Origin of the sequence: Flavobacterium sp. W1B (genome assembly GCF_047344965.1) — a bacterium.
Lineage (GTDB): Bacteria > Bacteroidota > Bacteroidia > Flavobacteriales > Flavobacteriaceae > Flavobacterium.
Genome location: NZ_CP178845.1, coordinates 656,513 through 680,187, shown reverse-complemented (window position 1 = coordinate 680,187; position 23,675 = coordinate 656,513). Strand labels below are relative to the sequence as shown.

Sequence of the window (23,675 nt, the reverse complement as noted above, 5' to 3'; positions counted from 1 at the left end):
ATGAAAAATCCTTTTATGTATCAGTCAGTACACAAAAGGATTTTTTATTTATTATTGAAAGTGGAGTCAGTTCTTAAGAACGTAGCTTGTTTTTTCGTTCTAATTCATCAACTTCTTCATCTGAATGTTCCAATATATCTATTGTAGGTTCAATAAATTCCTGTTGATTAGCCAAGGTTTTGTTTAATGTTAGTACCAATGAAGGTAATAAAACAAGATTAGACAGCATACCAAAACACAAAGTAATAGCAACTAAACCTCCAAGGGCGACTGTTCCTCCAAAGCTTGAAAGCATGAATACAGAGAAACCAAAGAATAATACAATAGAAGTGTAAAACATACTAATACCCGAATCTTCAAATGTGGCAAAAACGGATTTTTTTATTTTCCAGTTGTTTCTTGGGAGTTCCAATCGGTATTGTGCCAGGAAACGTAGGGTGTCGTCTACTGACATTCCGAATGCGATTCCGAAAACCAATAGGGTAGAAGGTTTTAACGGAATTCCCAAAAAGCCCATCAGACCCGCAGTCATCAACAATGGTAATAAATTAGGAATAATAGACACCAAGACCATCTTGAAAGAACGGAACATGATTGCAACTAGACCTCCGGTTAATGCAAAAGCAAAAAGTAAGGAAGATAATAAATTGTCAAGCAAGTATTTTGTTCCTTTTTGGAATACGGATGCTTTACCGGTAATAATTACTTCGTATTTTGGAGCTGGGAAAATTTTATCGACTTTTCTGCGAATTTGAGATTCGATACCCTCCATTTTTTCGCCGTTTTCATCTTTGATAAATGCAGTCATTCGTGCAATACTTCCGTCATCAGTGATGTAGCTTTTAAGCTGATTGTCTTTTGATTTTTTGAGCGAATTTTTAATGTAAGGAATTAAGAATGTTTCTTCCTGTGAAGAAGGCAATTCGTAAAACTCAGGATTTCCGTTGTAATAGGCTTGTTTGAAACTTTTGGCCACATTAACAATTGATAGCGGTTTAGAAAGTTCCGGAATATCAACAATCGTTTCTTCCAATTCTTCCATTCTTCGCAGATTGCTAAGTTTCATTGCCCCATTTTCCTTTTTGGTATTGATCATTATTTCGAGAGGCATGACTCCATCGAATTCTTTTTCGAAGAAACGAATGTCGTCAAAGAAGTCGGTTTTTTTAGGCATGTCTTCTATGATACTTCCTGAAATTTTAATTTTGTAGATACCGATTATTCCGAAAACCAATAAGATTATTGAAGTTACATATACGGAAAAACGTCTGTATTTTACAGTATTGATAATCCATTTGAAAAAATTAGCTAGTGATTGGCGTTCTAAATGGTTTAAGTGTCTAGGTATTGGAGGAGGAAAATAGCTAAAAAATATCGGGATAATCAACAAACTTAAGGTGTAAATAGCAATAATGTTGATCGTTGTAACCACTCCAAATTCTTTAAGCAATACATTATTGGTTATAATAAATGTTGCAAAACCCACAGCAGTTGTAATGTTGGTCATAAGTGTAGCTGTCCCGGTTTTGGTAATTACACGTTGCAATGCTTTGGCTTTGTTGGCGTGTTTGTGGTATTCCTGATGGTATTTGTTGATAAAGAAAATACAATTCGGAATACCAATTACAATTACTAATGTTGGTACCAAAGCGGTAAGTACAGTTATTTCATAACCCATTCCTCCCATAATCCCGAAAGACCACATTACCCCGATAATCACAATAATCAAAGAAGTAAGAGTAGCTTTGAACGAACGGAAGAAATAAAAGAAAATAAGCGAGGTTATCAATAAAGCCGCACCAATAAATAAACCAATTTCATCAGTAATGGTTTTAGCATTTAATGTTCGGATGTAAGGCATGCCCGAAACATGAGGTTTGATGCCTGTTTCCTTGTAAAATTTATCTATCTCAGGAATAAATTTATGAAGCACATAATCTTTTCTGGCTTTGGTGTTGACAATCTCTTTGTCCAGATAAATTGCCGAGCGAACCGCCTCTGTTTTTTTATTAAAAAGTAAGCCTTCGTAAAAAGGAAGATTTTTGAAAAAATCCGATTTCAGTTGGGTTAAGTAAACAGGGTCGTTTATTTTTTCGGGGTTTACAAAAGGTTTTAATTCAAAAGTTTGCAAAGAGTCATTTTTGACTAATTGTTGTAGATTGTCTACAGAAATCACCAAACTTACTTCTTTATCGCTTTTGATTTTTTCCATAAGTGCACTCCAAGCTTTGAATACTTTTGGAGTAAATAACTTTGGGTCTTTGGTTGCTATTACGATCAAATTTCCTTCTTCGCCGAAGTTTTTAAGAAAATGATCATAGTCAACATTTACCTTATCATCTGCTGGGATAAGGTTAGCTTCGGTTTGGGTAAATTTTACATTTTTCCACTGTAAAGCAAGTAGAATTGTTATTAAAGCAATTCCACACAAAATAATTATTCTATTTCTGAGTATTGTTCGGGCTATTAATTCCCAAAATCCTAAACTAAACCACTTAATCATATTTCATATATATCGGCGGCAAAGGTAGGTAAAACAGCTATGAATCATGAGGTTTGTGCTAAACTTTTTATATTGTAAGGCTAATAATACAAGGGCTTTTTTTATTTTACGATAAGATAATTCTTTAAGTTATAAATTATATATTTGATTTTCTCATCTTTGCTTTTTAAAGCTGAGATTTTCTTTTAAAAATAAGTATGAAGAATTATAAAAACGCATTATTTTATTTTGGTGTTACAGGTGGTTTTACTGCATTAATTTATTGGATTATAAGTGAAGGAAAGCATTTAGAAGTCCGCGAAACGATTGTGACTCCAAATTCTGGAAAAGCTTCTTGGGATGATTTTATAACATCAATGCTGCATAATTTTCAGGATCCTTTGGCTATACTTTTAGCGCAGATTATTACGATTATCTTGGTGGCCCGTTTTTGTGGCTGGATCTTCAAAAAAATAGGACAACCTTCCGTAATTGGTGAAATTATCGCAGGAATCGTTCTTGGGCCTTCGTTGTTGGGAATGTATTTTCCGGATTTTTCGGCTGCGTTATTTCCGGTAGAATCCTTGGGGAATCTTAAGTTCTTGAGCCAGATAGGATTGATACTTTTCATGTTTGTCATAGGAATGGAGCTTGATTTGAAAGTTTTAAAAAATAAAGCCAACGAGGCGGTTGTCATCAGTCATGCCAGTATTGTTATTCCATTTGCCTTAGGAATTGGGCTTGCTTATTTTGTTTATAATCGATTTGCTCCCGAAGGCGTAAAATTCCTTTCGTTTAGTTTGTTTATGGGAATTGCGATGAGCATCACTGCTTTTCCTGTTCTGGCACGAATTGTTCAGGAAAGAGGTATTCATAAAACCAGATTGGGCGCTATTGTTATTACTTGTGCTGCCGCCGATGATATCACGGCTTGGTGTTTATTGGCAGTTGTAATTGCAATCGTAAAAGCAGGAACTTTTGTGAGTTCTTTATACATTATCGGTTTAGCGATGATTTACGTTTTGGTTATGCTTTTTATAGTAAAACCCTTCTTGAAGCGAATAGGAGATTTATACGGTTCAAAAGATGCGATAGTCAAGCCAGTAGTGGCTATTTTCTTTTTGATACTTATCCTTTCTTCTTATGCTACAGAAGTAATAGGGATTCACGCCTTATTTGGTGCTTTTATGACCGGTGCTATTATGCCAGATGTACCTAAATTCAGAACTATATTTATTGAAAAAGTTGAAGACGTTTCGGTTATTCTTCTATTGCCTTTGTTTTTTGTTTTTACGGGTTTGAAAACTGAAATTGGACTTATCAACGATCCTTATTTATGGAAAGTAACCGGTTTCATTATTCTGGTAGCAGTTGTTGGTAAATTTTTAGGGAGTGCGCTGGCAGCCAGATTTGTTGGACAAAATTGGCGCGACAGTTTAACCATTGGAGCTTTGATGAACACCAGAGGATTAATGGAGTTAATTGTCTTAAATATAGGATTAGAACTCAAAGTGTTGACTCCTGAAGTTTTTACGATGATGGTAATTATGGCATTAGTAACTACATTTATGACAGGTCCGGCCTTAGATCTAATCAATTTTGTTTTTAAAACTAAGGAGAATACCGATACCGTAGAAGTAACTAATCTTAATAAGTATCGAATATTAATTTCGTTTGGGAACAACGAAAAAGGGAAGTCGCTTTTGCGATTGGCTCATAGTTTAATGAAAAAGCAAAAAGAGCAATCAACTATAACCGCAATGCATTTGTCATTGAGTGACGAGATGAATCCTTATAATATTGAGGACAGGGAAAAAAGCAGTTTTATTCCTATTGTCAAAGAATCAAAGGTTTTAAATCAGGAAATTACGACCATATTTAAAGCAACTGCTGATATAGAAACAGAGATTGCCGATGTTGCAAATCAAGGAGATTATGATTTGCTGTTAGTAGGTTTAGGAAAATCAATTTTTGAAGGAACCATTCTTGGAAAAGTAATTGGCTTTACCACAAGGATAATTAATCCGGATCGATTGATTGATAAATTCACCGGAAAAGAAGGTCTTTTTGAAAATTCACCATTTGATGAAAGAACAAGACAGATTATTTCTAAAACCAAAATGCCAATTGGGATTTTGATTGACAAAGAACTTCAAAACGTAAATAAAGTTTTTCTTCCAATTTTCAGTCCCGAAGATTCCTTTCTGATCGATTATGCGCAGAAATTAATTTACAACAACAACTCTGAAATAATGGTTTTGGATGTAAACGGACATGTAAATACCAATTTTGTTATGGAGAGTGCGATAAATTCTTTGCAACAAAAATACCCTAATAATATTGGTTTAATAGATGATAAAATTATCAAAAAAGAATTTTTAGAGCAGCAGGATTTAATGCTAATTAGTTTAGAGAGCTGGAAAGCGCTGGTGGATTACCGAAGCGATTGGTTGAGTGGTGTACCATCAGTTTTGATTTTAAAACAATAATTATGAGTTGGATTTTATTGATATTAGGAGGTTTGTTCGAAGTAGGTTTTGCTTCTTGTTTAGGCAAAGCCAAAGAAACAAGCGGCGCGGCATCTACTTATTGGATGTTGGGATTTTTAGTTTGTCTTACCATAAGTATGGTGCTACTTTACAAAGCAACACAGGAATTGCCTATTGGAACAGCTTACGCGGTTTGGACAGGAATTGGTGCAGTTGGAACAGTTTTGGTTGGAATTTTTATTTTTAAAGAACCCGCTACTTTTTGGAGAATTTTCTTTTTGAGCACTCTAATTGCTTCAATTGTAGGGTTGAAATTCGTATCGAGTCATTAAAATATTAGAGCCCCAGATTAAAGACAAAGCTCAGTTTGATGGCAATATTGTCCTCAAATTTAGGTAAGCCATTTGGGCCATAACGGTAAAATGCCGTTAATCCCAAGCCGTTTAAAATTTGATTGAGTTCTATCCCAGATTCAAAATAGCCTTTATCTAGGGTTTTGTAATCTAAACCAATATGTTGTTCTGGTTTTTGTAAATTTCCCCATGCCATTCTGGAAACAAGCACTAACGAAGGTTTTACTTTTTGAAAAAGAGTAACTCGCTTGAAACCGTGCTTGAGTTGGAAATAAACAAATTCACTGGAGAAAAACTCATTAAAATACATTGTTTCAAAACTATTTCTTCCTGCAAAAGTAATTCTTTGTATGACGGTTTCTTTGGTGATATTATTTGGCGAAGTATTGTACAAATGCGTTAGCGGAACATCGCCTAAAGCATATCCGGCCTCTAAAAGTAAATTGGTTTTTTGACCATTTAAATATTTCTTTTCATATTCGGTTTTAAAGTCAATTTTGCTGAACTCAAAATCATTGTTGGCTATTTTTGGTAATGATTGAGTGTATTGAAAAGTGAATTTTGGAAAACGTTTCTCTACCTCAATTCTTCCGATTGGCGTTTGCATATAATCGCTAAAAGGGTTCCATTGCAATGAAACCATGGCCGTTGTCATTACATAATGAGTATATAAAGTACCGTCTAAATTGTAAGTGTAATTGAATTTAGGCTCTATGGCAGAATGAGTGAGTTCCCATTTACTTTCGGTTTTGGGAATAATTTTGGTTTCTATATAAGTTTTCCAACTCACATAATTGTAAAAAGTACTAATATTTATAGGTCTTGGATCATAGAGTTTAAAAGGTCTTTTTTCAACTGAATATAAAGTGCTGGCAATCTCCCTAACGTCGTCTGTGTAGGAAGCTCCAATCCATGAATTTGAAAATTTACCCACGCGAGCCGCAACACCCAAGTTGTATTTGAACTCTCCGTCTTTTGTTCCATAAGCGGTGTATCCTTCAATTCTGTATATTTTGGAAAATTGTTCGCTTGTGGTACCGCCAATGCCCAGCCTAAATCCTTCGTAATTGTTATACCTGAATATTCTGCGCAAATCCAAGTCTACATATCCCATCGGCAGATAGCCATTGACAATTTTTCGGCCAAAACGGATGCGGCTTTCAATTCGTTTTTTAATAGCGATGCTATCCAAAGCTAAATAGGTTTTTTTGTCTCGAATGTCTAGGCTGTCTTTTCGGTAAGTCTTCCAAAAACTTTCAGGTTTGTTAATGGCATCATCTTGAATTTCGATTGAAATATGACTTTTTTTAATTTCGATCGGGATGTTGTAATTAATGTCAAAGTTTTCAGTTTCAGACAGAAGATAAGCATAATCAGTCGCCGTTTTTTTTCGAGGTTTAAAGTCTTTTTCTACATCACCGTCAAATTGTATGGTGCCGCCAAGAATCTTTATATCGTCATCATTTTTCCCTTTTATGATTTTAAAAGTCTTGCGTATCGGAAACCAAATATTCTCTTCAGCGATGTATTTAAAATCATGGATTCCGCTGATGTCAAGAACTCCTTTTATACGCATGATAGCTTTAGAAATGGCATAACTGTTTTGGTCGATGTATAATACGCCTTCTAAACCGGATGCTTTTCTTTTCTTTTTGTTTTTGAAATACACCATATAGGAATTTCTTCCATTTATCAAAACCGTGTCTAATAATTTATAGCTATAATCGTGAAAAGCATCTTTTGCAATCGGGCTGTTGTATTTGGTTTCAAACAGTTCGTAACTGGAATCGTAAATAGAAAAGGATTGTAGGTTGAAGCCTATGATTTCATAAATAGGCTGCTTAAAACCAGCCATTTTTGTTCCCAGAATGGTTTCTTTTAATTTGTGACCGCCAAATTGAAATTGGGATACTTTTTCGGTTTGAAACAAATGCTGTTTGGTTACAATCTCTTTAAATTTATAATTAGCAGAATCGATTTTTTTGAATACTATTCCGATGGGTTTTTTGATAAAAACTGAATCTGTTCTTTCAGAAATTGAGTCGGGATTAGCTGTAACAATTAGTTTGTTGTAGGATTTGAACTCAAAATTGTTTAGTTTTTTTTGCGGATCATTGCTGTTTTTGTTCTCAATTGCCTTTTTGATTATTGCCAAAGCAGGATTTTCATTAGCAATCAAAACTTCGTTTAAATCACTTCTTTTTTGAGAGAGGAAAACGGCATAATAATTTTTGTTTTTTTCAATAACTACTTTAGTCGGCGTAAAGCCAAGATACGATACAGTGAAACTATTGAGTATTTTTTTAGATAAAATATTGAATTTCCCATCTACATCCGTAACGGTATTCAAGCCGTCATTTGAGGTAATAGTTGCAAAGGGTAGTGGCTTATTAGTGGTAGATTCTTTGACAATTCCATTTATTTGAAATTGTGCCTGAAGCGAAAGTGAAAATAGGAAAAGCAATATCCAAAAATGCTTCATAGATGTAGTTTTATTACAAAACGATTATAATTTTGTTTTGTTGCAGCAAAAATAGCAATAAAAAAATCCGTCTTGTTATTTTAACGAGACGGATTGTAATGATGTTTATCAAAAGTTATACTTTCATGATTTCGGCTTCTTTTACAGCAAGAAGTTCGTCAATTTTTTTGATGTAACTATTGGTTAGGTTTTGAACTTCTTCTTCGGCACTTTTACAAATGTCTTCTGATGTTCCGTCTTTTTCTAATTTTTTGATATCGGTATTAGCGTCTTTACGAGCATTTCTAATTCCTATTTTACCGTCTTCAGCTTCTGATTTTGCTTGTTTTGCCAATTCGCGTCTTCTGTCTTCTGTCAAAGGCGGAACACTGATTATGATTAAATCTCCGTTATTCATCGGATTAAAACCAATATTGGCAATCATGATTGCTTTCTCTATCGTATGCAGCATATTTCTTTCAAAAGGTTGCAAAGTAATCGTTCTTGCATCAGGAACGCTGATTTTTGCTACCTGTGAAAGTGGTGTCGATGAACCATAATAATCTACAAAAACACTTCCCAACATGGCAGGAGATGCTTTTCCAGCACGAATATTTAGGAATTCTTTCTCTAAGTGAGCAATAGAACCTGACATAGATTCTTTGGTGCTATCTAATATAAATTCAATTTCTTCAGTCATATTTTTAGATTTTTAGATTTCTTGGACTGCCGGATTTCTTAGACTTTCTAACCATCTAATAATCTAACTGTCTAATAATCTATTTATATATTTACTTCGGTTCCTATGTTTTGTCCTTCACAGATTTTTAATAGGTTACCTTCTTTATTCATGTCAAAAATTACAATTGGCAATTTATTTTCCTGACTCAAAGTGAAAGCTGTGGTATCCATTACATTCAATCCTTTTTTAAGAACATCTTCAAACGAGATGGTATCAAATTTTAATGCTGAAGCATTTTTTTCAGGATCTGAATCATAAACACCATCAACACGGGTTCCTTTTAGGATTACATCGGCATTAATTTCAACGCCACGTAAAACGGCTGCTGTATCCGTTGTAAAATAAGGATTTCCGGTACCAGCTCCAAAAATTACGATTCTTCCTTTTTCAAGGTGACGCACCGCTCTTCTTTTAATATATGGCTCAGCTATAGCTTCAATTTTCAATGCGGTTTGCAATCGGGTTAGCATTCCTTTGTCTTCTAATGCGCCTTGTAATGCCATTCCGTTGATAACAGTGGCAAGCATTCCCATATAGTCACCTTGCACTCTGTCCATTCCATTACTTGCACCTGCAACTCCTCTAAAGATGTTTCCACCACCTATTACGATAGCAATTTCTACTCCTTGGTCGTGAATCTTTTTAATTTCTTCAGCATATTCGGCTAATCTTACAGGATCAATTCCATATTGTCTTTCACCCATCAAAGCTTCACCGCTTAATTTTAGAAGAATTCTTTTATATTTCATGTGTATGTTGAGTTGTTTTGTGCAAATATAGGTATATTCTTTTTTTTTAAAAAGTGTCGTTCAAAATTTATAAATTTTGTTTCTCATAGGTGTTTTTCGCTGCCTGATAACCAAGGTTGAAAATCGAATCCATTTTGAGTTTATTCGTTTCAAATGTGCTAAAAACACTCAGTTCTTTTGGTTCTATAATCCAGTCGCAAAAGTTGAATTTTTGGCTGTTTGAATTCTCCGAAAGAATATCGAATGCTCTATTGGTGACAGATCGTATCGAATTTAAGTCTTTGGCTTCAATCTTTTGAATCGGACTGACATAAATACCAATTATAGTATCACAACGACCTTGTAAAATATCTGTCGGGAAATGATTTAAGATCCCACCATCGCTATAGTGATTTCCTTTAATTTCAAATGGTGAAATGATTCCTGGAAAAGCGGAAGAAGAAATTAAAGCATCGATAATTTTTGTTTCGGACTCAAATATTTTTAATTTCCCTCTTATCATATCTGTTGCCGTAATTTGAGTCGGAATTTTTAAATCTCCTATGACCGCATCTTGAAAAATGGCATGAAAATAATCAATAAACGAAGACGAATCGATTAATCCTGCTTTTTTAAAGGTGATGTGTTTCCAATGAAAAAGGTATACTGATTTGAAGAATTCCAGAATTTCTTCAGGTGATTTTCCCCAAGCATACATCGCTCCCACAATAGATCCGGCACTTGTACCCGCTATTCGAGAGGGACGAATGTTTTTTTCTTCTAGAAATTTTATGGCACCAGCATGTGCCAAACCCTTTGTTCCGCCACCTGAAAGTGCTAGACCAATTGATTTTGTTTTTAGATTTATCATCTATTTTCTGTTTTTTATAAAATTACAGTTTTTGTTTATTTCAAAGTGACTTTTGTCATGTTTAAAATTATTATTTTGTTCTAACTTTACATAAATAAATATAAATTATGAAAGCCTCAATTGCTAAAGCCTTGTTTAAGAGTCATTCTTATCTAGAATATAGAAAAATAGTTTCAGATTTGTTACTTGAAGAAAAATCTACTGGTAAAGAACAGTCGGATGAATTGACCAATTACAGCCATTTGAACGAAACCCGCATGAATCGTTTGGAAAAAACCTTGAAAGTCTCAGATGAGAATATTCAGAAATTAAAGTCTTTGAAAAACGGTTACCTATGGTTAGTTATTTCAGAAGGTTGGTGTGGTGATGCGGCTCAGTTATTGCCTATTTTTAATAAAATGGCTAGTGTTTCTGATAGTAGAATTGATTTGAAGATTGTTCTTCGTGATGAAAATGAAGAACTTATGGATTTGTTTTTGACTAACAAAGGCAGAGCAATTCCTAAATTGATTGTCATTAACAGAGAAACAGGCGGAGCCTTGGCTCATTGGGGACCAAGACCAAAAGGAGCTTCTGACCTGATTTTAAATTACAAAAAAGAGCATAGAGTTGTTGATGAAATAGCTAAAACCAATTTGCAATTATGGTACTTGCATGACAAAGGGCTCTCTACTCAAGAAGAAATTATTCAGATGATGCTTGATCTAGACCAAGAGATTGTTCAAAATATGTAACATCTACAGCGTTTTTCACATCATAATCTCCAATTTTTGTTCGGCGTAAAGCAGTCAGGTGCGAGCCTGATTGCATCGCCTTTCCAAAATCGTAAGCGAGAGAACGGATGTAAGTTCCTTTGCTGCAAACTACCCTGAAATCTATTTCGGGAAGTGCTATTCGGGTAATTTCAAATTCATGGATAGTGGTTTTTCTGGAGGCTATTTCAACTTCGACCCCTGCGCGTGCATGTTCATACAATCGTACACCGTCTTTTTTTATTGCCGAAAAAACGGGCGGTTTTTGGTCAATTTCACCCAAAAACTGTTTCACCGTTTCGCGAATTAATGCTTCGTCAATGTGTTCCGTTGGGAAAGTTTGATCAATTTCGGTTTCTAAATCATAGGAAGGTGTCGTTGCCCCGATAAAGAAAGTTCCTGTGTATTCTTTGGCTTGTCCTTGAAGTTCAGATATTCTTTTGGTGAATTTTCCTGTACAAACTAGCAATAATCCCGAGGCTAATGGATCTAAAGTCCCGGCATGTCCAATCTTAAACTTTTTTGGGAGCCCCATCTTGTTGATCAAGGCGTATTTTAGTTTGTTCACTGCCTGAAAAGAACTCCATTTTAAAGGTTTGTCAATCAGTAAAATTTGTCCGTTTAAGTAGTCTTCTTGAGTTAGCAAGGGAATTTATTTTAGGTAAGTGAAATAGATAAGTAAAAAAGAACCAACAATGATTCTGTACCAACCCCAAGGTTTAAAACCGTATTTTTTAATGATTTCAATGAAGAATTTAATGGCTAAAACCGCAACGATAAAAGCAATTAAATTTCCAATTAGAAACATTTTGATGTTTTCATCCGATTTCAAGATGAGCTCGTAGCCTTTCATTTGGGAGCTTTCGTAAGTCTTTAAAAAAACAGAATAGCAAGTTACAGCTAGCATTGTAGGGACGGCCAAAAAGAAAGAGAATTCGGCTGCAGCCTGACGCGTCAATCCTTGTTGCATTCCTCCAATGATGGATGCGGCTGATCTACTTGTTCCCGGCATCATAGCCAAACATTGCCAGAAACCTATGGTCACCGCTTTTTTGATGGTGATATCTTCTTCTCGGTTAATGGTTGGGTTTTGAAAATAGTTGTCTATAAAAAGCAATACGATTCCGCCTAGAATCAATACAATGGCAATAGGAATTGGATTTCCTAAAACTGCCTCAATTTTATCATCGAATAATTTTCCCAGAACCAAAGCCGGAATTACCGCAGCGGCCAACTTGATGTAGAAATTGAATTTTGAAAAATCAAAAAACTTTTTCCAATATAAAGCGACTACCGCCAAAATAGCTCCAAACTGAATGGAAACCTGGAAAAGTTTGACGAAATCATCCTCTTGGATTCCAAAATAAGAACTAACAAATACCATGTGACCAGTTGAAGAGACAGGAAGATATTCTGTTAGTCCTTCTATAATTGCAATTAAAAATGCTTGTAATGTATTCATTTATGCTTTGTTGGGATTCTTTAGTATGGCATAAATGGTGATTCCAAAACCAATTAAAACAGTAGTTGGAGCCAAACGGATTCTTCTGAAGTCAAAAATAGCCTCACTAAATACATTAGGATCATCACTTCCTCCGCCAGACATTAAAATAAATCCTAGAGCAATAACTCCAATTCCAATCAATAGAATTTTGTAATTTATCTTTCCAAAAAGGAATTCGTGTTTTTGGTCGTTATTTTTCATTTTATATGGAATTATTATGTTTTTTTAAAATCTGAAATCGTTAATCAATAATCTGAAATTAATAAAGATCGTCTGTTCTTAGATTCAAGAATCGTTGTGTGGCAAAGTGAGTGCTTAACCAGGTGATTAAAACTCCAATTCCAAAAACGGCTAGTAAAACAAAAACAATTAGCATTTTGTCGTCTAGGATTCCAAGATCAGGGAAACTGGTTTCTACATAAATCAAAAGACCAATTAGTGCAATAATTGCCAAAGCGGCTCCCATCATTCCTAATTTTATGCTGCGCATAACAAAAGGTTTTCGAATGAATGTTTTTGTGGCGCCAACCATTTGCATGGTTTTGATGATAAATCTGTTAGAATGTATCGACAAACGCAAGGAACTGTTAATCAGTAAAACGGCGATAAAAGTTAGGAATCCGCTGATGATTAAGATCCACATACTCACTTTCTTGATATTGTCATTTACTAGATTTACTAATTGTTTGTCATAAACAATATCAGCAATCATAGGGTTTGTACGCAGTTGTCTTTCAATTTTTGTGATACTGTCTTTAACGACATAATCGGCTTTTAAATGAATGTCGTAGGAGTTTTGCAATGGGTTTTCACCCAAAAAGGTCATGAAATCCTCTCCGATGATATCCGTATGTTGTTTTGCGGCAGCTTCCTTAGAAACATACACATTCGATTTAGCATAAGGAGCTATTTTAAGTTGTCCTCCAAAAGCCTTTAGGATAGTGTCGTTGGCTTCGTTCTTGAAAAATACGGTCATCGCAATTTTCTCTTTGAAGTCATCTGCCAGTTTCTTAGAATTTATAATAAAAAGGCCTAATACGCCTAATAAAAATAATACCAAGAATACACTTAGAACCACCGAAAAATAAGAGGAAATTAACCTGCGCTTTTGAAACTTATCAAATGAAGAACTCATAGTTTATTTTAATTATGGGGTAAAAATAATAAAGAATTTCTTTATTTAAAGTTAATAACGCTCAAAGTTTTAACTTTCGTACAATAAACGTAAATTTGCCGCTTAATAATTCATTGTGAGAAACGCAATACAGCTTTGCAAGCTTACAATTTTGAACCGAATGGAGGAGGGGAATTTAAGTTAACCCGATTTCAAAAAAACAATATTTAAAGAGAATGAAATACAATCCGAACGAAATAGAAGCCAAATGGCGCAACTATTGGGCAGAAAATCAAACTTTTGCCGCTGTAAATAACTCCGATAAACCTAAGTATTATGTGCTGGATATGTTTCCTTATCCTTCAGGTGCTGGATTGCACGTGGGGCATCCGCTAGGATACATTGCTTCTGATGTTTTTGCAAGATACAAAAGACATCAAGGTTTTAATGTGTTGCATCCTATGGGGTACGACAGTTTCGGGTTGCCGGCAGAACAATATGCTATTCAAACAGGTCAACGTCCGGAGGACACCACTTCAGTAAATATTGATGGTGGTTTTGACAAAGAAGGAAATAAAATTGCCGGATATAGAAAACAATTGGATCAAATTGGATTTTCTTTTGATTGGAGCAGAGAAGTTCGAACTTCAAATCCGGATTATTACAAACATACACAGTGGATTTTTATCCAATTATTCAATTCTTGGTACAACAAAAACAGCGATAAAGCCGAAGATATTTCGACTTTGACGGCTATTTTTGAAAAAGATGGAAATACAAATGTGAATGCAGTTTGCGATGATAATATCGTTGCGTTTTCGTCAAGCGAATGGAACGCTTTCGCAAAAGAACAACAAGAGAAAATTCTTTTACAATATAGATTAACTTATTTGGCAGAGACCGAAGTAAACTGGTGTCCGGGCTTGGGAACGGTTTTGGCAAATGACGAGATTGTAAACGGAGTTTCGGAACGTGGCGGTTTCGCCGTGGTTCGTAAAAAAATGACCCAATGGAGCATGCGTATTTCGGCTTATGCAGAACGCTTGTTACAAGGTTTGAACGATATCGATTGGAGCGAAAGCATCAAGGAAAGCCAAAGGAACTGGATTGGAAAATCGGTTGGAGCGATGGTTTCTTTCAATGTAAAAGAACACAACGAAGTTATTGATGTTTTCACGACTCGTCCCGATACTATTTTTGGAGTTACGTTTATGACTTTGGCACCAGAACATGATTTGGTTGCTAGAATCACAACTCCAGAACAAAAAGCGGCTGTTGAAGCTTATATAGAAAAAACAGCAAAACGTTCCGAAAGAGAGCGTATGGCTGATGTAAAAACCATTTCGGGTGTATTTACCGGAGCTTATGCGGAGCATCCGTTTACCAAAGAGTCAATTCCGGTTTGGATTGGTGATTATGTTTTGGCAGGTTACGGAACAGGTGCTGTAATGGCGGTTCCTTGCGGTGACGAAAGAGATTATGCTTTTGCTAATTTCTTTAAAGGTCAAAACGGAATGCCTGAAATCAAAAATATTTTTGATAAAGATATTTCTGAAGCCGCTTTTGGAGCAAAAGACGGTTTCAAATTGGTTGATTCTGATTTCTTAAACGGATTAGGTTATAAAGATGGAACTCAAAAAGTAATTGCTGAATTAGAAAAATTAAACCAAGGAAAAGGGAAAACAAATTACCGTTTGCGTGATGCTGTTTTCTCCCGTCAAAGATATTGGGGAGAACCATTTCCGGTGTATTATGTAAATGGTTTGCCACAAATGATTGATGCGAAACATTTGCCAATTATATTACCAGAAGTAGAGAAATATTTACCAACAGAAGACGGTTTGCCTCCTTTAGGGAATGCCGAAGTTTGGGCTTGGGACAGTGTTCAGTGTTCAGTTGTTGGTACTGAGTTAGTAGATAATGTAACTGTGTTTCCTCTTGAATTGAACACCATGCCGGGTTGGGCGGGAAGTTCGTTCTATTGGATGCGTTATATGGATGCGCACAATGAAAACGAATTTGCAAGCAAAGAAGCTTTGGCTTATTGGGAAAGTGTCGATTTGTACATTGGCGGAAACGAGCATGCAACCGGACATTTATTGTATTCTCGTTTTTGGAATAAATTCTTAAAAGACAAAGGTTTTGCTCCAACGGAAGAACCATTCAAAAAACTGATTAATCAGGGAATGATTTTGGGAACGAGTGCTTTTGTAAATGGTGTATGGGTAGAATTAAACTATCGTTCTGTTAAAAGAGATTTTGGAGATAATAGTAAATGTATTGCTATTGATCAACCTCGTCCTTTTTTTGTTGGAATTTCAAAAAAGGTTTTTGAATCAGAGAAGTTTAAATCAGATGAGGATGGTCTTATAGAAAACGATGTTTTAGATAAATTGATTCGTAATAAATTTCCGAATTTAACTTTTATAGATTCTGAGAAAGATATATTGGATGAGTGTTATGATTATAGATGTTCAGTTGTAAAACCGCATACAGATGTAAATTTTGTAAATACTTCTGATGAATTAGATATTGAAAAATTCAAAGGATGGAGAGAGCAATATTCTACTGCTGAATTTATTTGCGATGAAAACGGTAAATATATCGTTGGTCGCGAAGTAGAGAAAATGTCGAAATCCAAATACAATGTAGTTACTCCAGATGATATTTGTGCCGAATATGGTGCGGATACCTTGCGTTTGTACGAAATGTTTTTAGGGCCATTGGAACAGGCAAAACCTTGGAATACGGCAGGGATTTCGGGGGTTTTTGGTTTCTTGAAAAAACTGTGTCGTTTGTATTTTGACGAAAACGGTATGATTGTAACCGATGAAGCGCCAACAAAAGACAATTTAAAATCATTGCATAAAACCATTAAAAAAGTGGCGGAAGATATTGAGAATTTCTCTTTCAATACTTCTGTTTCTCAGTTTATGATTTGTGTGAATGAATTATCGACTCAAAATTGTTATTCAAGAGCGATTTTAGAACCATTGGCAATTGTGATTTCGCCTTATGCGCCACACATAGCCGAGGAATTATGGTCGTTATTAGGTCATGAAGGCTCAATAGCTACGGTGGCTTTTCCGGTTTTTGAACCAGCACATTTAGTGGAAAGCAGTAAGGAATATCCGGTTTCTTTCAACGGAAAAATGCGTTTCACCATCGAATTGCCTTTGGATTTAACCAAAGAACAAATCGAAGAAATCATCATGAAAGATGAAAGAACACAAAAACAATTAGATGGCAGAACGCCAAATAAGGTTATTATTGTTCCAGGAAAAATCATCAATTTGGTAGGGTAGAAGTACACGTAGAGATGCGCCGCAGTGCATCTCTACGATGCCGATATATTAAAAATCCAAATTTCAACAGCTGTTGGGATTTGGATTTTTTATTTATTTAGATTTTTTTAACTAATGTCAATTTGGCATTTTAAAAAAGTGGTTCACAATTTGATGTTTACTTTGTAACTTTAAAAAATAAAACACAGAAATATGGGAATGGGTTATTTAATATTGGCTGGAGCTATTATGCTGGCAAGCTGGTTGGTGAGTTCAAGACTAAAGAGCAAATTTGAGCATTATTCTAAATTACAATTGCAAAACGGAATGAGTGGCGCCGAAATTGCCGAAAAAATGCTAGCTGATAACGGGATTCGTGATGTAAGAGTGATTTCGACTCCGGGACAATTGACGGATCATTATAATCCGGTAAATAAAACGGTTAATTTAAGCGAGGCTGTTTATAACCAGCGTAATGCTGCTGCTGCTGCTGTTGCGGCCCATGAATGTGGTCATGCGGTACAACATGCGGTAGGCTATGAATGGTTGAATATGCGTTCTAAATTAGTTCCTGTCGTAAACGTGGCATCTACCTATATGCAATGGATTTTATTGGCAGGTATTGTGATGATGAAAAGTTTTCCGCAATTATTATTGATTGGGATTATAATTTTTGCAGCAACAACTTTATTCTCAATAGTTACTTTGCCCGTAGAATATGATGCAAGTCACCGTGCTTTGGCTTGGTTAGAAAATAAAAGAATGCTTACGCAGCAAGAACAAGCAGGAGCCAAAGATGCTTTGAAATGGGCGGCTAGAACTTATGTCGTTGCAGCTCTTGGTTCTATTGCAACCTTGTTGTACTATGTTTCAATCTATATGGGTGGAAGCAGAAGGGATTAACAACTGGATTTGTTTTGTTGTTAATTCGGTAATTTGTATCCTTGAATTATATAAAAAAAGCCTTTATGCTACTTTGAGCGTTAAGGCTTTTTTTGTGGGATATTGTTTTTTTTTTTTTTTTCGAATAACCAAATCAACGATTAACCAATAAAATTATAACTGAATCTGTCTGTCAATTTGTTGGTCTAAGGAAATGAAGGTTTCAGTTCTAGAAACACCTTCAATTGCTTGGATTTTGGTGTTTAGTAATTGCATTAAATGTTCGTTGTCTCTACAAATTATTTTTATCAATATCGACCAGTTTCCGGTGGTGTAATGACATTCTAAAACTTCGGGGATTTTTTTCAAATCCTTCACGGCTTCCGGGTTTCTTGCGGCTTTGTCCAGATAAATCCCGACAAAAGCCATGGTGTTGTAGCCTAATACTTTTTGGTTTACGACAAATTTAGAGCCTGAAATTACGCCAGATTGTTCCAGTTTTCGCAAGCGTTGGTGAATAGCTGCTCCAGAAATCCCTATTTTATTGGCTATTTGAAGGATTGGCTTACGGGCATCTTCCATTAAGGATCTTAAGATTTCTTTATCGATACCGTCAATTTCCGCTACAAGAGAGTTGATTTTCATGGGTTGCTTTTTGAAACTAAAAACTTTGTTTTAGTTGTATTTTTAAATCAAATTTAAATAAAAAACAATAAGTTTTCGGTAATTTTAAGTTTTAATTAAATTTGGGTATAAAAAAACCATCAGTAAAACTGATGGTTTTGTGATTCTATTTAAGAACAAATTCAGGATTATTTTCCTTTGTTTGCGTCGTTTATGTATTTTTCTAATGCCATTGTCATCGAAGGGGTTTCTGGAGTTGGAGCAAGAATATCAATTCTTAATCCGTGGTCTAGGGCTTCCTTTTGAGTTGTGCTTCCAAAAACGGCTATTCTAGTGTTGTTTTGTTTGAATTCTGGGAAGTTTTTGAACAAAGATTTTATTCCGGTTGGGCTAAAAAACGCCAAGATATCGTAATACACATCGGCCAAATCAGAAAGATCGCTCATTACCGTTTTGTAGAATATTGCCTGAGTCCAGTCTACCTTTAATCCGTTAAGAGTAATAGGAGCGTCTGCATTCAATTGATCTGAAGCGGGTAAAAGGAACTTTTCGTCTTTGTACTTTTTTATCAATGGTGATAAATCGGCAAAATCTTTTGCTCCAACATAAATTTTTCTTTTTCTATAGACAACGTATTTTTGCAAGTAAAATGCAACAGCCTCTGATTGACAAAAATATTTCAATCCTTCGGGTACTTTAAAGCGCATTTCTTCTGCAACTCTAAAAAAATGGTCTACGGCATTTCTGCTGGTTAAAATAATTGCAGTATAATGATTAAGATCGATTTTTTGAAGTCTAATCTCTTTGGCATTAACTCCTTCTATGTGAATAAAAGGTCTGAAATCAATTTTAACTTTATGCTTTTGCTGAAGCTCAAAGTAAGGGGAATTTTCCACTTTAGGCTCGGGTTGTGACACCAAAATTGTTTTCACTTTCATATTTTAACTTTTTCTAAGCGCTTCCTTTTGTGTACCAATAATACATAAAAAAATAAGGTGCTATTTCGAGAGTGCAAAGATATAAAATAAAATAAAACAACTTACTGAATATTAAATTTTGATAGTTTTTTATTGAAATCAAATAAGCTAACACATTAAATATCAATATAGTGAATATTATAATTAATGGAATATTTTTTGAGATTGTATCGTAATAGAACAGAATAACGTTGATTGGCAGTATAAAAAGCCCAATATAAGTCCTATAGGTAACTTTTTGTAAGTTAAATTGCTCAACAAATTCCTCAATATTGAATGCCGTGGCAATGATTTTTTCTACCAGATATTTAGATAGAATAAAGAAAATAAGAAAAGTTATAATTTGGATATACAATATCCAATCTGTTTTGGAAGCGTAACCAAAAAGACTCAGCGAAAACTGAATGAAAAAAGCAAATGAAATAACTTGAACAAAGAACAGCGAAACGGTAAATCCGCTTTTTAGATGACTGCTGTCTCGGTAAATTTTTGAATATTTATCTGAAAATAATAAATTCATAAAATCACCAAATCGGTTTTCGTAAACAGACTTGGTTATAGCAATAATAACAAATGACAGGACAAATAAAGCCGTTATCCAGTCTTTGTTTTCGGTTATTCTCGGATGAAGTACGTGTTCAATCATAGCGAGGCAAAATTACTAATTTTTTGTATCAATCTTTTATTATAATTTTATTATGAGTCAAATGCCATAAAAAGGTTACTTTTGCGGTGAAATTACTAGAAACATGAACGATTGTATTGTTATAATTCCTACCTATAACGAAATTGAAAATATCGAAAGCATTATCAGATCAGTGCTTTCGCAACACAAACCTTTTCACGTACTTATCATCGATGATAATTCTCCGGATCATACCGCAGATAAGGTTCAGTTGTTGCAATCGGAATTTGAAGGAAGGTTGTTTTTGGAAAAAAGAGAAAAAAAATCTGGATTAGGAACCGCTTATGTTCATGGTTTTAAATGGGCATTGGAAAATAAATATGATTTTATTTTTGAAATGGATGCCGATTTTTCGCATAACCCAAATGATCTACAAAAGTTATACGATGCTTGCCATTTTGGTGATGCTGATTTAGCAATTGGATCCCGATATGTTACCGGCGTAAATGTGGTGAACTGGCCATTGAGCAGGGTGTTATTGTCTTATTTTGCATCTGTTTATGTGCGATTTATTACCGGAATGAAAATTCATGATGCAACAGCAGGTTTCGTTTGTTATAAAAGGCAGCTGTTGGAAGAGATCAATTTAGATAAAATAAAATTTGTGGGTTATGCTTTTCAAATTGAAATGAAATACAGAACTTTTTGTAAAAATTTCAAAATTGTTGAGGTTCCTATTATTTTTACAGATAGAACCAAAGGACAATCAAAAATGAGTAATTCAATTATTGTTGAAGCCGTTTTTGGTGTGATTTCTCTGAGATTAAAAAAATTAGTTAATAGTTTATAATATAAAAAAACAATGAATAGGGTTTTAATTAAGAATGCCAAAATAGTAAATGAAGGGGTGATTTTTGAGGGCGATGTATTAATTGAGAATGACTTAATTGTTGAAATTTCAGAAAGCATAAGTGCTAAGTCATCGGATTGTAAAATCATAGATGCCGAAGGGAATTATTTGATGCCCGGAGCCATTGATGATCAGGTGCATTTTAGAGAACCGGGACTTACTTATAAAGGCGATATCGAATCAGAGTCTAGAGCCGCAGTTGCCGGCGGAATCACCTCTTATATTGAGCAGCCCAATACGGTTCCTAATGCGGTTACCCAAGAAATTTTAGAAGAAAAATACCAATTAGCTGCCGAAAAATCCTATGCGAATTATTCGTTTATGATGGGAGCTACCAATGATAATTTGGATGAAGTTCTAAAAACGAATCCGAAAAATGTAGCAGGGATTAAAATATTTTTAGGTTCCTCAACCGGAAATATGCTCGTGGATAATGAAGCAACTTTGGAGAAAATATTTTCAAGTACTCCAATGTTAATCGCGGTGCATTGCGAAGACGAGGCTACAATAAAAAGTAATTTAGAAAAATATATTGCAGAGTTTGGTGAGGATGTTCCGGTAACGGTGCACCACCTTATCCGTAGCGAAGAAGCTTGTTATATTTCATCTTCAAAAGCGATTGCACTTGCTAAGAAAACAGGAGCTCGCTTGCATATTTTTCATCTTTCTACTGCCAAAGAAATGGATTTGTTTACGAACAAAATTCCTTTGGAAGAGAAACGAATTACTGCCGAAGTTTGCGTACATCATTTGTGGTTTACCAATGAGGATTACACCACAAAGGGGAATTTGATTAAATGGAATCCTGCTGTAAAAACAGCTCAAGATAGAGATGCTTTGTGGAAAGCTTTACTAGATGATAGAATAGATGTTATTGCTACTGATCATGCACCTCATACTTTGGAAGAGAAAAAGCAATCTTATCTGAAAGCGCCTTCGGGTGGGCCATTAGTGCAACATGCTGTAGTAGCAATGTTTGAAGCTTTTCACCAAGGGAAAATCAGTGTTGAGAAGATTGTGGAGAAAATGTGCCATAATCCGGCAAAAATTTTCAAGATAGAAAAACGTGGTTTTGTGAAAGAAGGTTATTATGCCGATCTAGTTATTGTAAATCCAGGTTTGCCATGGAGTGTAAAGAAGGAAAATATTTTGGCTAAATGTGGTTGGTCTCCATTTGAAGGATTTACATTTAAGTCCAGAATTACCCATACTTTTGTAAACGGACAATTAGTTTATACTGCCTTTAAAGTAAAAGAGATTAAGGCAGGAAAGCGATTGTTATTTGATCGATAAGAGCTGAATATGAGAAAAGTAATGTCAATTTTAGTGCTTTTTATAGTGCTGAGTAGCTGTAAAGAGGAGGTAGTAAAAAAACCGGAACGACTTATTGAAAAAGGCGTTATGGTGGATATTATGTATGATTTGTCGCTTTTAGAAGCGATAAAATATCAAAATCCGATTTCGATGGAGCCGTATAAAGTAAATCCGGCTGAATTTATCTACAAGAAATATAAAGTTGATAGTGCTCAATTTGCTCAAAATAATGTTTATTATGCTTCTAATTATGTAGAGTATAAAGCAATGTCTGATCAAATTATCAAACGTATCGATAAAGAAAAGGCAGTTGCCGATTCTTTAGTTATGTTGGAAAAAAAGAAGCAAGAAAAAGTTAAAAAGGCAAAACCCGCCAAAGATTCTTTAACTGTAAAGGATTCTGTAATTGGGAAAAGGAAGAAATTTTTAAAGCACAATTTGGTAAAGGAATCTTCGATGAAAAAAGAAGCTTTGCAATAAAAATGAATTAAGCCTTCAAGCTTGAAATTTCTTTAATGTATTGATGAATATCGATAAAATCGGTTTTTAAAACCCTTTTAATTTTCTCGTTTGAGTATTGACTTTTAGAATAAGATGCTTTTGCTGTAGCTTTTGTAAACTGTCTTTTTTGTCTAAAAACAACAGATAAAATCCAATCTACCCTCCATACTATTTCCATTAAAAAAGGCTTTACATGCTTAGTAGGTTTTTGCACTTGCAAAGCATCTGCAATACTGTTTAATATGTCTCTAAAAGAGATGTTTTGTGCGATTAGTGTAAATCTTTCATTGCAAATTTCACTATTCATTAATTCGCTACTAATTCTGACAACATCGCTTACGGCAACAAATCCGCTAGTCCCAAGAGTGTAAAAAGTTAAGCCATCGGCTACTTTCTTAAAAAGTAAGCCGCTTCCTTGTTCTTGAAAACCAGGGCCAATAATTACACCTGGATTTACAATTAATATTTTTAATCCTTCTTGTTGGCCGCGCCAAATTTCCATTTCGGCACCATATTTAGAGATGGCATAATCGCTGTGAGGTTTTTCGGGATTCCATTCGGTTTCTTCGGTAATAATAGTTTCATGCGCCGCTAAATCGCCCAATGCTGCTATCGAACTGATATAACACAATTTTTGAATCGAATTGCTAAGACAGAAATTGACAATATTTGCGGTGCCTTCAATGTTAATTTTCCGAATTAATTCTTCGTCTTTTGGATCAAATGAGATAACTGCAGCACAATGGTACACTTTATCAATTCCGACGAAAGCTTGTTCTAAAGAAGGAACATCAATGATATCAGCCTCTAACCATTCTATAGAATCAAATAGATTAGTTCTATTGTAAAGTTGAAACAATGATTTCGTTTTATTGATGCTTTCGGCAGTTCGATAAATTGCCCGAACCTTCTCACTCCCGATACTTTGGGATTCAACTAAATGAAGCAATAAATGTGCGCCTACTAAACCGGTTCCTCCTGTTACTAAAATCATGTTGCTAAAATACGAATATTTTTTTTCGAATAAGCTAATAAACAAATAACCGAATCCACAATAAATTT

Annotated in this window: 21 protein-coding genes; 8 read left to right on the top strand and 13 right to left on the bottom strand. The window is 34.9% G+C overall.

The window, feature by feature from the left end:
• Positions 1-73 precede the first annotated feature (73 nt).
• Entirely contained in the window at positions 74-2,503 is a 2,430-nt protein-coding gene (locus ACMDB5_RS02990) for an efflux RND transporter permease subunit (RefSeq protein ID WP_413999539.1), read from the bottom strand.
• A 197-nt stretch (positions 2,504-2,700) separates the two neighbouring features.
• Between ACMDB5_RS02990 and ACMDB5_RS02985 the strand changes: the two genes are divergently transcribed.
• A complete protein-coding gene (locus ACMDB5_RS02985) occupies positions 2,701-4,971 on the top strand; it encodes a cation:proton antiporter (protein ID WP_413999538.1) in 2,271 nt (756 codons plus the stop codon).
• A gap of 2 nt (positions 4,972-4,973) precedes the next feature.
• Entirely contained in the window at positions 4,974-5,303 is a 330-nt protein-coding gene (locus tag ACMDB5_RS02980; RefSeq protein WP_413999537.1) for a DMT family transporter, read from the top strand.
• Positions 5,304-5,307: 4 nt separating this feature from the next.
• Here the strand turns inward: ACMDB5_RS02980 and ACMDB5_RS02975 are convergent, their stop codons facing one another.
• The 4 genes from ACMDB5_RS02975 to ACMDB5_RS02960 form a co-directional block, all read right to left on the bottom strand.
• On the bottom strand, positions 5,308-7,806 hold the full coding sequence (locus tag ACMDB5_RS02975; protein ID WP_413999536.1) for a DUF5686 family protein: 2,499 nt from the start codon (positions 7,804-7,806) through the stop codon (positions 5,308-5,310).
• A 115-nt stretch (positions 7,807-7,921) separates the two neighbouring features.
• Positions 7,922-8,485 carry a ribosome recycling factor gene (frr, locus tag ACMDB5_RS02970; protein ID WP_413999535.1) on the bottom strand — a complete coding sequence of 188 codons (564 nt, stop codon included), beginning with the start codon at positions 8,483-8,485 and terminating at the stop codon, positions 7,922-7,924.
• A gap of 83 nt (positions 8,486-8,568) precedes the next feature.
• Positions 8,569-9,276, bottom strand: coding sequence for a UMP kinase (pyrH, locus tag ACMDB5_RS02965; protein WP_413999534.1), 708 nt, complete (start codon positions 9,274-9,276; stop codon positions 8,569-8,571).
• A 67-nt stretch (positions 9,277-9,343) separates the two neighbouring features.
• Positions 9,344-10,126, bottom strand: a complete 783-nt coding sequence (locus ACMDB5_RS02960; RefSeq protein WP_413999533.1) for a patatin-like phospholipase family protein — start codon at positions 10,124-10,126, stop codon at positions 9,344-9,346.
• A 107-nt stretch (positions 10,127-10,233) separates the two neighbouring features.
• Between ACMDB5_RS02960 and ACMDB5_RS02955 the strand changes: the two genes are divergently transcribed.
• Positions 10,234-10,860 (top strand): thioredoxin family protein, encoded by a 627-nt coding sequence (locus ACMDB5_RS02955; RefSeq protein WP_413999532.1) that lies wholly within the window; start codon positions 10,234-10,236, stop codon positions 10,858-10,860.
• Here the strand turns inward: ACMDB5_RS02955 and truB are convergent.
• From truB to ACMDB5_RS02935, 4 genes are read right to left on the bottom strand one after another with little or no spacing between them, the layout of a single operon-like run.
• The gene (truB, locus tag ACMDB5_RS02950) at positions 10,811-11,524 is read right to left on the bottom strand and encodes a tRNA pseudouridine(55) synthase TruB (RefSeq protein ID WP_413999531.1); all 714 of its coding nucleotides are present in this window, start codon (positions 11,522-11,524) and stop codon (positions 10,811-10,813) included. The genes ACMDB5_RS02955 and truB overlap by 50 nt on opposite strands.
• Positions 11,525-11,530: 6 nt before the next feature.
• A complete protein-coding gene (locus ACMDB5_RS02945) occupies positions 11,531-12,340 on the bottom strand; it encodes an undecaprenyl-diphosphate phosphatase (protein ID WP_413999530.1) in 810 nt (269 codons plus the stop codon).
• Positions 12,341-12,583 carry a DUF3098 domain-containing protein gene (locus tag ACMDB5_RS02940; RefSeq protein ID WP_413999529.1) on the bottom strand — a complete coding sequence of 81 codons (243 nt, stop codon included), beginning with the start codon at positions 12,581-12,583 and terminating at the stop codon, positions 12,341-12,343. It lies immediately after the preceding gene.
• A 58-nt stretch (positions 12,584-12,641) separates the two neighbouring features.
• On the bottom strand, positions 12,642-13,517 hold the full coding sequence (locus ACMDB5_RS02935) for a cell division protein FtsX (protein WP_413999528.1): 876 nt from the start codon (positions 13,515-13,517) through the stop codon (positions 12,642-12,644).
• Positions 13,518-13,732: 215 nt separating this feature from the next.
• Here ACMDB5_RS02935 and ACMDB5_RS02930 point away from each other — a divergent pair, with 215 nt between their 5' ends.
• Entirely contained in the window at positions 13,733-16,801 is a 3,069-nt protein-coding gene (locus tag ACMDB5_RS02930; RefSeq protein ID WP_413999527.1) for a leucine--tRNA ligase, read from the top strand.
• Between the two features lie 192 nt (positions 16,802-16,993).
• Complete coding sequence (locus tag ACMDB5_RS02925) at positions 16,994-17,683, top strand: zinc metallopeptidase (protein ID WP_413999526.1); 690 nt, start codon at positions 16,994-16,996, stop codon at positions 17,681-17,683.
• 153 nt (positions 17,684-17,836) lie between these two features.
• On the opposite strand, the gene ACMDB5_RS02920 is transcribed toward ACMDB5_RS02925, so the two are convergent.
• The 3 genes from ACMDB5_RS02920 to ACMDB5_RS02910 all read right to left on the bottom strand — a co-directional run bounded on the left by ACMDB5_RS02920 (position 17,837) and on the right by ACMDB5_RS02910 (position 19,909).
• On the bottom strand, positions 17,837-18,307 hold the full coding sequence (locus ACMDB5_RS02920) for an Lrp/AsnC family transcriptional regulator (RefSeq protein WP_413999525.1): 471 nt from the start codon (positions 18,305-18,307) through the stop codon (positions 17,837-17,839).
• Positions 18,308-18,474: 167 nt separating this feature from the next.
• Complete coding sequence (locus ACMDB5_RS02915) at positions 18,475-19,224, bottom strand: uroporphyrinogen-III synthase (protein ID WP_413999524.1); 750 nt, start codon at positions 19,222-19,224, stop codon at positions 18,475-18,477.
• Between the two features lie 13 nt (positions 19,225-19,237).
• Positions 19,238-19,909 carry a DUF4271 domain-containing protein gene (locus ACMDB5_RS02910; protein WP_413999523.1) on the bottom strand — a complete coding sequence of 224 codons (672 nt, stop codon included), beginning with the start codon at positions 19,907-19,909 and terminating at the stop codon, positions 19,238-19,240.
• A gap of 103 nt (positions 19,910-20,012) precedes the next feature.
• On the opposite strand from ACMDB5_RS02910, the gene ACMDB5_RS02905 reads away from it, so the two are divergent.
• The 3 genes from ACMDB5_RS02905 to ACMDB5_RS02895 are packed head-to-tail and all read left to right on the top strand — an operon-like array spanning position 20,013 to position 22,592.
• Entirely contained in the window at positions 20,013-20,738 is a 726-nt protein-coding gene (locus ACMDB5_RS02905; protein WP_413999522.1) for a polyprenol monophosphomannose synthase, read from the top strand.
• Between the two features lie 12 nt (positions 20,739-20,750).
• Entirely contained in the window at positions 20,751-22,091 is a 1,341-nt protein-coding gene (locus ACMDB5_RS02900) for a dihydroorotase (protein WP_413999521.1), read from the top strand.
• A 9-nt stretch (positions 22,092-22,100) separates the two neighbouring features.
• Positions 22,101-22,592 (top strand): DUF4296 domain-containing protein, encoded by a 492-nt coding sequence (locus ACMDB5_RS02895; protein WP_413999520.1) that lies wholly within the window; start codon positions 22,101-22,103, stop codon positions 22,590-22,592.
• Between the two features lie 7 nt (positions 22,593-22,599).
• Here the strand turns inward: ACMDB5_RS02895 and ACMDB5_RS02890 are convergent, their stop codons facing one another.
• On the bottom strand, positions 22,600-23,607 hold the full coding sequence (locus ACMDB5_RS02890) for an NAD-dependent epimerase/dehydratase family protein (protein WP_413999519.1): 1,008 nt from the start codon (positions 23,605-23,607) through the stop codon (positions 22,600-22,602).
• Positions 23,608-23,675 lie beyond the last annotated feature (68 nt).